Source organism: Rhodococcus sp. YL-1 (assembly GCF_001942025.1).
GTDB classification, from domain to species: domain Bacteria; phylum Actinomycetota; class Actinomycetes; order Mycobacteriales; family Mycobacteriaceae; genus Rhodococcus_F; species Rhodococcus_F qingshengii.
The window spans coordinates 1,628,535-1,640,948 of the sequence record NZ_CP017299.1 but is presented as its reverse complement, the minus strand read 5'-3'; the positions used below and the strand labels follow the sequence as shown (position 1 = coordinate 1,640,948).

At 62.6% G+C, this 12,414-nt stretch carries 11 protein-coding genes; 6 read left to right on the top strand and 5 right to left on the bottom strand.

Annotated elements, in window-relative coordinates; translation table 11 throughout:
- Positions 1-70 precede the first annotated feature (70 nt).
- Positions 71-772 (top strand): GntR family transcriptional regulator, encoded by a 702-nt coding sequence (locus BH682_RS07705; protein WP_075832604.1) that lies wholly within the window; start codon positions 71-73, stop codon positions 770-772.
- 17 nt (positions 773-789) lie between these two features.
- Positions 790-2,499, top strand: coding sequence for an allophanate hydrolase (gene atzF, locus BH682_RS07700; RefSeq protein WP_075832602.1), 1,710 nt, complete (start codon positions 790-792; stop codon positions 2,497-2,499).
- A 3-nt stretch (positions 2,500-2,502) separates the two neighbouring features.
- Here the strand turns inward: atzF and BH682_RS07695 are convergent, their stop codons facing one another.
- The gene (locus tag BH682_RS07695) at positions 2,503-3,078 is read right to left on the bottom strand and encodes a TetR family transcriptional regulator (RefSeq protein WP_075832600.1); all 576 of its coding nucleotides are present in this window, start codon (positions 3,076-3,078) and stop codon (positions 2,503-2,505) included.
- A gap of 68 nt (positions 3,079-3,146) precedes the next feature.
- On the opposite strand from BH682_RS07695, the gene BH682_RS07690 reads away from it, so the two are divergent.
- Positions 3,147-4,748 (top strand): MFS transporter, encoded by a 1,602-nt coding sequence (locus BH682_RS07690; RefSeq protein ID WP_003941517.1) that lies wholly within the window; start codon positions 3,147-3,149, stop codon positions 4,746-4,748.
- Between the two features lie 52 nt (positions 4,749-4,800).
- Here the strand turns inward: BH682_RS07690 and BH682_RS07685 are convergent, their stop codons facing one another.
- Positions 4,801-5,652: an SDR family oxidoreductase gene (locus BH682_RS07685; RefSeq protein WP_075832598.1), complete on the bottom strand. Its 852-nt coding sequence runs from the start codon at positions 5,650-5,652 to the stop codon at positions 4,801-4,803.
- Between the two features lie 118 nt (positions 5,653-5,770).
- Between BH682_RS07685 and BH682_RS07680 the strand changes: the two genes are divergently transcribed.
- Positions 5,771-6,220 (top strand): winged helix-turn-helix transcriptional regulator, encoded by a 450-nt coding sequence (locus tag BH682_RS07680; protein WP_007735410.1) that lies wholly within the window; start codon positions 5,771-5,773, stop codon positions 6,218-6,220.
- Here the strand turns inward: BH682_RS07680 and BH682_RS07675 are convergent.
- From BH682_RS07675 to BH682_RS07665, 3 genes are all read right to left on the bottom strand, one after another.
- Positions 6,196-7,188: an iron-siderophore ABC transporter substrate-binding protein gene (locus BH682_RS07675; RefSeq protein WP_075832596.1), complete on the bottom strand. Its 993-nt coding sequence runs from the start codon at positions 7,186-7,188 to the stop codon at positions 6,196-6,198. The genes BH682_RS07680 and BH682_RS07675 overlap by 25 nt on opposite strands.
- Before the next feature lie 183 nt (positions 7,189-7,371).
- Positions 7,372-8,775, bottom strand: a complete 1,404-nt coding sequence (gene lpdA, locus BH682_RS07670) for a dihydrolipoyl dehydrogenase (RefSeq protein WP_003941477.1) — start codon at positions 8,773-8,775, stop codon at positions 7,372-7,374.
- A gap of 49 nt (positions 8,776-8,824) precedes the next feature.
- Entirely contained in the window at positions 8,825-9,811 is a 987-nt protein-coding gene (locus BH682_RS07665) for a dipeptidase (protein WP_058038501.1), read from the bottom strand.
- A 233-nt stretch (positions 9,812-10,044) separates the two neighbouring features.
- Between BH682_RS07665 and BH682_RS07660 the strand changes: the two genes are divergently transcribed.
- Positions 10,045-11,094, top strand: a complete 1,050-nt coding sequence (locus BH682_RS07660) for an alpha/beta hydrolase (protein WP_021343370.1) — start codon at positions 10,045-10,047, stop codon at positions 11,092-11,094.
- A 255-nt stretch (positions 11,095-11,349) separates the two neighbouring features.
- Positions 11,350-12,366: an alpha/beta hydrolase gene (locus BH682_RS07655; protein ID WP_046378180.1), complete on the top strand. Its 1,017-nt coding sequence runs from the start codon at positions 11,350-11,352 to the stop codon at positions 12,364-12,366.
- The last annotated feature ends 48 nt before the right edge of the window (positions 12,367-12,414 follow it).

The following is a 12,414-nucleotide window of genomic DNA, read 5'->3' as shown; positions in this document are numbered from 1 at the left end:
GCGGAGGCCGTAACTCAGCTCTAACCCGAAGACATCTGGACGAAACACCTGATCAATAGCGTATACAGGTATGTCGACAGGGATGAATACGGCGCCGGAGCCACTGCGTGAGGTGGTCTACCGGGAACTACGCACCGAACTGGTCAACGGGACTATCAGGTTCGATCAGCGCCTGACGGAACCGAAACTCTCCACGCGTTTCGGCATTTCTCGCACACCAGTACGGGAAGCGTTGACGATGCTGTGCGCCGATGGACTCCTGCGCCGGGAAGAGTACGGGTTCTCCGCCGTGCGCCCGAGTATCCCGCGGATCCGAGATCTGTATGAACTCCGAATCACGCTGGAACTACAAGGAATTACCCGGGCGATCGCAGATCCGACGATCCGGCACGACCGAACAATCCTCGACGACGAATTGGTGCGGTGGCGTGCCCTGGCTCTCGATCCGCCCGCTCAGGAACCGGGGTTCGTCGAACTGGACGAGGAATTCCACGTCGCCGTACTGAGGGCGTCGGGAAACAATGAACTGGTCGCGTCGCTGCTGTCGGTGAATTCCCGTATCCGGCACGTTCGGATGTACGACTTCATGGTCAACGGCCGCATCGACACCTCGATCGCGGAGCACATTCGAATCCTCGAAGAACTACGTGCCGGCAATCTGCCCGAGGCCCGCACGCTTTTGCACCAGCACATCGGCGAGTCTCTCGACGTCGTCCTCGACCGGGTGACCCGCGCGATCACCGCGCTCTCACTCGCCAACATCACGGACTGATCGGAGCAGTACACACCATGACCATCGCAGCAGAAGTTTTCACCCCGACAGCCCGGGTCGAGCAGGCATTCCAGCGGATCGAGGAAGTAGATCGCCCCGAAGTCTGGATCACGTTGCGCCGCAGGGAAGATGTGCTTGCCGATGCCGCTTCGGTCGAAGCCAGAATCGCCACGGGCGAGCATCTTCCTCTGGCTGGGCGTCTGGTCGCCGTCAAGGACAACGTCGACGTCGCCGGTCTGCCGACCACAGCGGCGTGCCCCGAATTCGCGTATTCGCCGGACGAAACCGCCAGTGCCGTTGCGCGGTTGATCGAGCACGGGGCTGTTGTTCTGGGGAAGACCAATCTGGACCAGTTCGCCACCGGACTGGTCGGAACGCGCAGTCCGTACGGAGCCGTTCGCTGCGCCTGGGACGAAGAGTTGATCTCGGGCGGTAGTAGCTCCGGATCCGCCGTCGCTGTCGCGCTGGGAATTGCAGACATCGGAATCGGCACCGACACTGCCGGTTCGGGCCGGGTGCCGGCAGCGTTCCACGGGATCTACGGACTCAAGCTCTCGCTCGGCGTCATCCCCGCCCACGGAGTAGTGCCCGCCTGCGTCGACTACGACGCTCTGACGGTATTTGCCGACGACCTCGAATCGGCAACCGCGGCAGCGGCAATCATGATCGGCCACGAACCTAGGGATCCCCGCAGCCGCGTCTGGCCTTCCGACGTTCGTCTCGCGGCGGCGCCGAATCCCCGCGTCGCCGTCCCCCGAATCGAGGATCTCGCTCAACTGAGCCCGTCGTATACAGCAGCATTTCAGGACACTGTGACAGCTCTGGTAGCCGGCGGCGCCGAGACCGAGACCGTCGACATATCCGGACTGCTCGACGCGGCCCGATTGCTCTACGACGGCGCCGTGGTGGCGCAGCGATACGCCGCTGCCGGCGAGTTCCTCGAAACTCGTCCTGCCGGAGCAGATCCCGCGGTGTCCGACATCGTGCTCGGTGCGAAGCACCCCACCGGATACCAGCTAGTCGACGATCTCGATGCTCTCACCCGCGCCAAGGCTGCCGCCCGGGAACTCCTCGCCGGGTTCGACGCCCTACTGCTTCCCACCACCACCGAACACCCGACGATTGCCGCCGTGACCGAGGATCCGTTCGGAATCAACCGCCGGATGGGAACTTTCACCAACTTCTGCAACCTGCTCGACATGGCGGCCGTCGCGGCGCCCGGACACCGCACTGCCGAAGATCACCCGTTCGGCGTCATGTTCGTCGTACCCGCTTTCGACGACCAGATCGCCATCGACCTCGCTGCGCGACTCGGTGGTGTGCCTTCACCCACCCTCGTCGATACCGGAATCGACCTCGCAGTATTCGGCGCTCACCTGCGCGGGCAACCCCTCAACACACAGTTGGTCGACCTCGGCGCGCGGTACGTCGAAACCGTCACGACCTCGGATGCCTACCGGCTCTTCGCTCTCGACACGACGCCACCGAAGCCCGGCCTGGTACGCCGTGGCCCTGGACTCGGCGCACCGGTCGTCGGCGAGATCTTCCGAATCTCACCGGCCGGGCTGGGAACATTCCTCGCCGCCTTGCCTGCACCGATGGCGCTCACGAGCGTCGAGTTATCCGACGGCAGAACGACAGTCGGTTTCAGCTGCACTCATGACGCCGTAAACGGCGCAGCTGACATCACCGACTACGGCGGTTGGGCCGCGTACCTCTCTCGCTGACAGTCACGGCTTGCAGATTCGAGTGACGGCCTCGCGCACCACTTCACGGCGGCGCGCGATCTCGTCGGCGTCGACGTTCTGGTTGTCGGCCACACCGGGGGTCACCACCCAGCCGAACACGAGGCCGAACAGCATCGTGATCAGGTCCTGGGGGTCCCAGTGCTTCGAGATGAGGCCGTCTTCTTGAGCCTTGCGAATCGTGGCCATTCGCGGAACCCAGCTGGAATGTTCCTCGGCCAACTTCTTCATCCGTGGTGCCTCACCCTGCAATTGACCCCAGATCATCATCCGTTGAATCTGTGGTTTGCCGAGCATTGCGTCGAACAGTTCGACGGCATGCGCGGGCATGTCTTCACCGGTGAACTCGACGGATTCCATCGCCTGCTCGAAGTCGACGTCGAGCACCGCGTGGAACAACGCGACCTTGTCACCGAAATAGGCGTAGAGGCGCTCCTTACTGGCGTTTCCGTTCTTCGCAATCCGATCGATGCGCGCACCGGCAAGCCCGTAGGTGCCGAATTCTTCTTGCGCAGCGTCGAGGATTCGCTGTTTCGTCGCGGTCACGTCAGTGGGAGCCATAGTGATGATGGTAACCGAACGAACTATTTCGTTTGACTCACCCGAGAAGGCTGGAATACCTTTTTCCAATGACCACCACGTCCCACGTCGACGGCGGCACTCTGCCACCGATCCCGGCTGTCTCCGAGAATCCGAATCATCAACGTCGCTGGCTGGTGCTCTGCATCGTCGCGTTCGCTCAACTCATGGTGGTGCTCGACGGCACCATCGTTTCCATCGCCCTACCGGCAGCCCAGGAAGAACTGGGCATCAGCGACCTTGACCGCGCGTGGGTGGTCACGTCGTACGCCTTGGCGTTCGGTGCGCTGCTGCTCCTCGGCGGACGTATCGCCGACTACTGGGGCCGCAAGCGCTCCTTCATCGTCGGCATGGCGGGCTTCGCGGTTGCCTCCGGCATCGGCGGCATCGCGCAGAGCGGTATCGAACTGTTCATCGCCCGCGCCGGCCAGGGCGTCTTCGCAGCACTGCTCGCGCCCGCCGCGCTGTCGATGCTCACCACCACCTTCATCGGAGAGAAGGAGCGCGCCAAGGCTTTTGCCGTCTACGGCGCGATCTCCGGCGGTGGCGCTGCTATCGGCCTTCTCCTCGGTGGAGTGCTGACGCAGTACGTCGACTGGCGCTGGTGCCTGCTCGTCAACATCCCGATCGCGCTGATCGCCATCGCTGCGGCCGTCCCGATCGTCAAGGAAACCAAAGCGCACGGCGACACGAGCTACGACCTTCCCGGCGCTGTCCTCATCGCCCTGGGGCTCGGCTCACTGGTCTACGGATTCACACGCGCCGAGCACGGCTGGGGTCAGGCGGACACTTTGCTGTTCATCGCACTGGGCCTGGTCTTCCTCGCGATCTTCGTGGTCGTCGAGAGCCGCAGCAAGAATCCGCTTCTACCGCTGAGCGTTCCGTGGCATCGCGATCGCGGCGCTGCTCTGATCGGCTCCATGCTGGTGGGCGCCGCCCTGCTCGGCGGCACGTTGTACCTGACGTTCTACCTGCAGATCGTGCTCGGATTCAGCCCGGTCATGGCCGGCGTCGGATCGCTGCCGATGGCGTTCTTCATCGTCTTGGCGTCGACCATCGCAGCGCAGTTGTCCACCAAGATCGGCCCCAAGCCGCTCATGGTCGCCGGCCCGCTGGTGGCAGCAGTAGGACTGCTCATGCTGACCCAGATCGAGGTACACAGCTCCTACTGGACGCACGTGTTCCCCGGCCTCGCGATCTTCGGCTTCGGACTCGGTCTGCTGATGGTGCCGATGCAGAACCTCGCACTGATCGGTGTCCCCGACCACGACGCCGGCGCTGCCAGTGCCCTGGTCAACGCCACCCTGCAGATCGGCGGCGCACTCGGAACCGCACTGTTCACCACGATCTACGCTTCGGCAAAGTCGGCCTTCACCGCCGACAACGCGGCGCCGATCCCGCCGGAAGGCATTCCTGTCGACATGTCGAACGCGACCATCCCGACTGGTGACCAATTGGCGCTACTCCCCCAGCCGGTGCAGGACTTCGTCGCCTCGATGACGGACTACTTCTTCGGCGCCGAGGTATCCGGATACTCGGCCGCATTCGGTTGGGCGGCAATCCTGTTGGCGATCATCGCACCGGTAGTGCTGGTTCTGGTCCGCGCCAAGAAGGGTGATCTGCCCGCCGAGGGTGCAGTCCACATGGGGTAACCCCCTGTGCGCCTTTATTAACCGCCCGCGGTTAATAAAGGCGCACAGCAGGTCAGGCCTTCTTCAACACCTCAGCCACCGGAGTGCTGCTGCGGCCGATCAACTTCTGCAGGTCACCGGACTCGGTGTCCAACGCCCCCTTGGCAATTGCAGCATCGGAATCCGCGAGAATCTCTGCGACCGGGGCAGGCAGTCCGACGCTCTCGAGAATCCCCTTGTATGCGTCCTCGCTCACGAACTGGTACGCGACAGGCTTGCCGGCAAATTCGCTGATCTTCTCGGCCAATTCGGCATAGGTGAGCCTCTCGTCACCGCCCAACTCGTACACTGCGCCTTCGTGGCCATCGGTGGTCGCGACTACTGCTGCGGCGTCGGCGTAATCCGCACGCGCCGCAGCCGCGATCTTGCCTTCCGCTCCCGCACCGACCAGTGCGCCGCGTTCGATCACACCGGCCAGGTCGTTGGTGAAGTTCTCCCAGTACCAACCGTTGCGCAACAGCGCGAACGGAATACCGCTCCGAGTGAGCACGTCCTCGGTCGCTTTGTGCTCGGCCGCAAGCTTCATCGGCGTGTCCTGAGCATTCAAGATGCTCGTGTAGGCGATGAATCCGACGCCGGCAGCCTTCGCCGCGTCGATGATGTTGGTGTGTTGCGCGAGCCGTGACCCCACTTCACTTCCCGAGATCAGCACCAGCTTGTCGACGCCCGCCAATGCGGTTTCCAACGCCGAGGCATCGGCGTAGTCCGCTTGGCGTACAACTACTCCGCGGGCGGCGAGGCTTTCCGCCTTCTGTGGATTGCGGACCACTGCGACGATGTCGGACGCGGCGGTTCCCCGCTCGATCAACGACTCGACTACCAGTTGTCCGAGGTTTCCGGTTGCGCCGGTGACTGCAATGCTCATGCGAACTCCCGATCCAGGTTGAAGCGTAAATGCGTTCTGCAACCATCATGCACTTATTTTTCGTAAGTGCAACACGTCAAGTTAGCGCTATGGGATCGTGCAGTAGTAGCCTGGGTTCATGACCAGCACCGACTCACCTTCACGTGCTGCCCAGACTCCTGATCCGAATGCCGACGTCGTGGACCCAACCCTCGAGGCTGACGTCTTCGCTCGCGGGTGCAACTCTCGGGCGGCATTGCAGAATGCAACCGGGCGCTGGGGCGCACTCGCGCTGGCGGCATTGAACGAGGGTCCGTACCGGTTCAGTGCCCTGCGCCGACGCGTCGACGGAGTCAGCGAGCGCATGCTCTCGCAGACCCTGCAAACACTCGAGCGGGATGGCCTCGTGCACCGTGAGGTACTCGAAACCATCCCGCCCAAAGTGGAATACAGCTTGACCGAACTCGGCGCCGACGTCGCCGCAAAGATCACGGCCCTGATCGAACTACTCGAATCGCAGGTGCCGAAAATCGTTGCGTCACAAGCGTCGTACGACGCCCGGAATCAGCTCAACTTGTCCGAGAGCTGAGCGATGAACTCGTCGAATGCGTAGGGAACGCTCAGCACCGTCGGAGCGGACGTAGCCATCGCGTAGTCCATTCCGACCGGACGAACCAGACGGCCGTTCGACACCGAGGTCATGTTCGCGAACGGACCGAAGGACATCAGCTTGTCCAGGTTGGTGCCGTCGGCGTCGACGAGAATGAAGACGTCGGCGTCGAGTGTGTCGATGGATTCCATGCCCACGGACACCGAACTGTCGCCGGAAGTGCACACTGCGTCGACACCGGGCGAGGTCTTCACCCCGAGCTGGCCGAGAAGACGGATCCGCGGGTCGGTGCCGCAGAAGACGATCAGGCCCTCGTCGGTGCGCATTGCATACGTTGCGGTTTTGCCCTGGAACTGTGGGTGATCAGCGGCCTGCTTCTCGAAGTACGCCCCGGTCTCGTCGATCAGCGTCTGAGCCTGCTCCGGCTGTCCGAGCGCTGCACCGATCATGCTCATCTGCTTGTCCCACGCCGTATCCCACGGCTGGTCGGGGAACGCGACGGTCGGCGCGATGTCACTGAGACGCTTGTACTCGCCCTCGTCGATGCCGGAGTACACGGCGAGGATCACGTCGGGATCGAGCCCGAGGATCTGCTCGAACGGGATATCGGGATTGGTCGTCATGAGAACAGGCTTGGCACCGTTCAGACGCGAAGCGTCCCAGGGCAGGATGTTGTTCTCGATGCCGGCGCCGGAGAAGCTCTCCATGGCGACCGGAACCTTGTTCAGTGCGATCACCGCATCCTGGCCACTCCATCCGATGGTCACGATGCGCATAGGCTCCGCGTCGATCGTCGTCGAACCGTAGGCGTGGTCGACGGTCACGGGGAACGCCCCCACCTCGGCGGCACCCGAAGCTTCGGCGTCCGATCCGGAGTCACCTGAGGTTCCACAGGCGGAGAGCGTCAGCGCGACGCAAGCCGCGAGCAGTACGGAACGAGTTTTCATGAGTGGTCCTTCGAAAGCCGAATGGTCGACTCGGGACGCTAATGCGTTGCGCGCCTACACCCCGACTCGAAGGCCTCAGATGGCGGTTTCGCAACACAACTCGACACAAAAGACGAAAAACCCCGTGTGCCTTTCCGGTAGTGCGAACTACCGAAAAGGCGCACGGGGCCGAAGGCCCTGCCGTCAGAAGTTGATCATGTGGCCTGCGAGGCCGTGGATCGCTTCCTGCAGTGCCTCACTGAGTGTGGGGTGGGTGTGGACGTTGCGTGCCAACTCGTTGACCGTGAGGTCCCACTTCTGGGCCAAGGTCAGCTCGGGCAGCAGTTCCGAAACGTCCGGTCCGATGAGGTGCCCGCCGAGCAGTTCGCCGTACTTCTTGTCGGCGATCAGCTTGACGAAACCGGTCGGGTCACCGAGACCGTGTGCCTTGCCGTTGGCAGCGAACGGGAAGTTCGCGACCTTGACGTCGTAGCCCTCGGCCTTGGCCTGCTCCTCGGTCAAACCGAACGAGGCGACCTGCGGCTGGCAGAACGTCGCACGCGGCATCATCCGGTAGTCACCGAGTGTCTGCGTCTCCGCGCCGCCGATGGTCTCGGCAGCGACGACAGCCTGAGCTTCTGCGACGTGCGCGAGCTGCAGCTTGGCGGTGACGTCACCGATGGCGAAGATGTGCGGGACGTTGGTGCGCATGTAGTCGTCGATCGCGATGGCGCCGCGATCGGTCAACGCGACACCGGTGTTCTCGAGACCGAAGCCCTCCACGCGCGGTGCGAAGCCGACGGACTGCAGAACCTTGTCGACGACCACGGTCTCGATCTCGCCGGACTTGTTGTCCTTGATCGAGACGGTGACCTTGCTGCCGTCGTCGCTGATGGACTGCACAGCGGCACCGGTCTTGATGGTGACGCCGAGCTTCTTGTACTGCTTGGCGATTTCCTTCGAGACGTCGGCGTCCTCGTTGGGCAGTGCCCGATCGAGGAACTCGACGATCGTGACGTCGACGCCGTAGTTCTTGAGGACGTAACCGAACTCCATGCCGATCGCGCCGGCACCGACGATCAGGATCGAACCCGGAAGGTCACGGGTGAGGATCTGCTCTTCGTAGGTCACGACGTTCTCGCTCAGCGAGGTGCCGGGCAGCAGCTTGGTGTACGAACCGGTCGCGATGATCGCGTTGTCGAACGTGATCGTCTCGGTGCCACCCTTGCTCAGCTCCACGCTGATGGTGTTGGCGTCGACGAACGTGCCCTTGCCGTCGTACTCCGGGATCTTGTTCTTCTTCATCAAGAAGTGAATGCCCTTGACTCGCCCGTCCGCGACCTTGCGGCTGCGATCGAAAGCGGAGCCGAAATCGAAGGACACGTCTCCGGACATGCCGAACGTCTTCGCTTCTTTCGTGAAGATGTGCGCGAGTTCGGCGTTACGGAGAAGCGCCTTGGACGGAATGCAGCCGACATTCAGGCATACACCGCCCCAGTACTTCTGCTCGATGATGGCGGTGCTCAGGCCCAGTTGTGCCGCGCGGATAGCAGCGACGTACCCACCGGGGCCGGCTCCGAGGACAACGACGTCATAGTGTGAGGTCACGATTCACCAGGGTAGTCCTGCATCGTTTCGCTGTCCCCAGATGGTCGTATTACCCGTCGGTAGCCCACACTTCTCGGGCAACTCGGGCGAAATTTCCGCCGTACACGGCCTCGATCGACGGCTCGTCGAAGCCCCGCTCACGCAATACCTGATCAAGTGTCAGCACCTCCTCCGGAGGAGTCCACTGCAGTGGCCCCCACGCGGTGTACGCCTCGGAGAACGACGACGGGTTCTGCTCGATCTCTTCGCGGAAGTCGTCGGCGTCGAATGAGAAGTCGGAGCCGATCCCGACATGATCGATGCCGACGAGTCCCACAGCCTCTTCGATGTGGTCGGCCATCGCGGACAGCCGAGCCTGGTCGTCATCCGGTCCGTTGACGCCGAGGAATATGCCCACGCCGTTGATCCCGACGACGCCGCCGGTCTCCGCACACGCTCTGGCCTGATCGTCGGTGATGTTGCGCGGATGCTCCCACAACCTTCGGAGGTTCGAGTGGCTGTAGATCATTGCTCGCTGGGTGATAGCTGAGATGTCCAACCCCGTCTGTACAGAACAATGTGAGCCGTCGACCGTCATTCCGACGCGATTCATCTCGGCAACCAGGTCACGGCCGTATCCACTCAACCCCGTGTCCGCCAGGTCCAAGCAGCCGCAGCCGGCAGCGTTCATGTAGTTATACGTCGGCAACATCGAGCGGACTCCGAGGTCGTAGAAGTACGAGACGTTGGCCAGGTCTCCCTCCAGCGGATTCGAGTCCTCCAGGTCGAAGGCCAGGGCGATTCCGCCGGACTCCTGAATCTCGACGACGCCGTCGACGGTGAAGACAGGGGTGATCTCCGGGAACTCGACCCGCGCCTGCCACGCGAAACTCTTGGCGATTGCCGTCGAGTCCGCGCGAGTCTGCGGCGAGTAACCGACGTTCACCGAAACGTAACTCCCCGCTGGGCGCTGATATCGGAGAAGATCTTCGACAGACGCGTTCGACTGCAGAGGTAGGCAACAATGTTGTTCCCATAGTGGATATGTCCGGTTCACTCACTAATCCCGTCGATGATCAGGGAAATTCACCTGAAACTGGTCGTACGTTCAGCAAATCTCTGGTTCACTGGCGGATAACGCACCGATGCGGTAGAACTTACAAGACTCACACGCCCTGTACCTATCGACAGAGCATGTACCCAGCATGAATTCCCGTACGGGAACAGCAACAAAGGACCGTTCACTCCTGGGCGGATTCGAAGGAATTTTAGGTGGAGGTTTCTGAACGTATGCGTGCTCGCACTTTCAAGCGTGGCCGTCTGGTCGCCGCTGTAGCCGCAGTATCCGTGCTGCCGATGCTGATCAGCCCTGCAGTGTCGTCCGCAGGCGGAGATCCGTCGACCACCACGGCAACTGTTGCCAAGGCAAACACAACGGGTTCCAAGCTCTCGAGCCGCACGGACAACGGGCGCATCGCCACCATCAAGGTGTACTCACCTTCCATGGGACGCGACATTCCGCTCGAGGTCATCCTCCCGGCAGACGGCAGCGAACCCCGCCCGACCCTCTACCTGCTCAACGGTGCAGGCGGCGGCGAAGACCGGGCGACGTGGCAGCGTCAGACCGACGTCAACGAGTTCTTCGCTGACAAGAACGTCAACGTCGTCACCCCGCTCGAAGGTGCATTCAGCTACTACACCGACTGGGTGAACGACGACCCGTCCCTCGGCCGTCAGAAGTGGCAGACGTTCCTGACCCAGGAACTCCCGCCCGTCATCGACGCCGAGTTCAACACCAACGGCGTCCAGTCGATCTCCGCGATCTCGATGACCGCGACCTCGGTCCTCAACCTCGCCATCGCAGCTCCGGGCCTCTACAAGGGCGTCGGTGCATACAGCGGATGCGCCGAGACCAGCACACCGGTCGGCCAGTCCTCCATCGAACTGGTTGTGGGCATGCGCGGCGACGCTGACGTGACCAACATGTGGGGCCCCCTCGACGGCCAGGGCTGGATCGACAACGACCCCGTCGTCAACGCCGAGAAGCTCCGCGGCACCGAGCTCTTCATCTCCACCGGCTCCGGACTCCCCGGCCCGCACGACACCCTGAACAACGAGGCGATCAACGGACAGGTCGGCACACTCGCCAACCAGGTGATCGTCGGCGGCGTCATCGAGGCAGCAGTCAACTACTGCACCCACAACCTCGCCTACCGCCTCAACGATCTCAAGATCCCGGCCACCTTCGACTTCAAGCCGACCGGCACCCACTCGTGGGGCTACTGGGAAGACGATCTCCACAACTCCTGGCCGATGCTCGCTCGTTCGATGGGCATCTGACCGAAATCGTTCCGACTCGACCCCGCTCCCTGCACTTCCGGGAGCGGGGTCGAGTGCTTGTCTGGGCCGATTCGGGGGTTGATTCGGGGGTTAATTCCGGGGCCAATTCAATTGTCAGGCAATCGAATCGCGTCACTTTCTGCGCCCGCTCTGCTTTACTGACACATAACAAAAAGTGAACCTGTTCCAGTAAGGGCTCACAGGCACTTCGATCCGTTCCGGATCCGAAGACATTCAGGTGGAGGATCCGAACGTATGCGTGCTCGAATTTTCAAGCGTGGCAGTGTGATCGCAGCTCTCGCAGTGGCCACGGTGCTGCCGATGCTGATCAGTCCGGCGACAGCTTCTGCGGGCGGTGACACGTCCGGATCGCACGTCGTGAGCAACACCAAGACCGGCGACCGCAAGGTCACCATCTCGGTCTTCTCCCCGGCGATGGATCGCAACATCCCGCTCGAGGTCATCCTCCCCGCAGATGGCAGCGAACCCCGCCCGACGCTCTACCTGCTCAACGGTGCAGGCGGCGGCGAAGACTCGGCGACCTGGCAACGCAAGACCGACGTCATGAACTTCTTCCAGGACAAGAACGTCAACGTCGTCACTCCACTCGAAGGCGCGTTCAGCTATTACACCGACTGGGTGAACGACGATCCGGTTCTCGGTCGTCAGAAGTGGCAGACGTTCCTGACCCAGGAACTCCCGCCCGTCATCGACGCCGAGTTCAACACCAACAAGGTCCAGTCGATCTCCGCGATCTCCATGACCGCGACCTCGGTCCTCAACCTCGCCATCGCGGCTCCCGGCCTCTACAAGGGCGTCGGGGCGTACAGCGGATGCGCTGAGACCAGCACCCCCGTCGGTCAGAGTGCGATCGAACTTGTCACAGGTACCCGCGGCGGAGCTGACATCACCAACATGTGGGGCCCGCTCGACGGTCAGGGCTGGAAGGACAACGATCCGGTCCTCAACGCCGAGAAGCTCCGCGGCACCGAACTCTACGTCTCCACCGGCTCCGGACTCCCCGGCCCACATGACACTCTCGCCAATCCCGCGATCAACGGTCAGGTCGGTGCGCTCGCCAACCAGGCGATCGTCGGCGGCGTCATCGAGGCAGCGGTCAACTACTGCACCCACAACCTCGCCTACCGCCTGAGCGATCTGAAGATCCCGGCCACCTTCGACTTCAAGCCGACCGGCACCCACTCGTGGGGCTACTGGCAGGACGATCTCCACAACTCCTGGCCGATGCTCGCTCACTCCCTGGGCGTCTGACCCGATTCGTTCTCACTCGACCCCGCTCCAGTGTTTCGGGAGCGGGGT

Coding starts and splice junctions, on each gene's coding strand:
- BH682_RS07705 (WP_075832604.1), top strand. CDS start 71: ATGTCGACAGGGATGAATACGGCGCCGGAGCCACTGCGTGAGGTGGTC.
- atzF (WP_075832602.1), top strand. CDS start 790: ATGACCATCGCAGCAGAAGTTTTCACCCCGACAGCCCGGGTCGAGCAG.
- BH682_RS07695 (WP_075832600.1), bottom strand. CDS start 3,078: ATGGCTCCCACTGACGTGACCGCGACGAAACAGCGAATCCTCGACGCT.
- BH682_RS07690 (WP_003941517.1), top strand. CDS start 3,147: ATGACCACCACGTCCCACGTCGACGGCGGCACTCTGCCACCGATCCCG.
- BH682_RS07685 (WP_075832598.1), bottom strand. CDS start 5,652: ATGAGCATTGCAGTCACCGGCGCAACCGGAAACCTCGGACAACTGGTA.
- BH682_RS07680 (WP_007735410.1), top strand. CDS start 5,771: ATGACCAGCACCGACTCACCTTCACGTGCTGCCCAGACTCCTGATCCG.
- BH682_RS07675 (WP_075832596.1), bottom strand. CDS start 7,188: ATGAAAACTCGTTCCGTACTGCTCGCGGCTTGCGTCGCGCTGACGCTC.
- BH682_RS07660 (WP_021343370.1), top strand. CDS start 10,045: ATGCGTGCTCGCACTTTCAAGCGTGGCCGTCTGGTCGCCGCTGTAGCC.
- BH682_RS07655 (WP_046378180.1), top strand. CDS start 11,350: ATGCGTGCTCGAATTTTCAAGCGTGGCAGTGTGATCGCAGCTCTCGCA.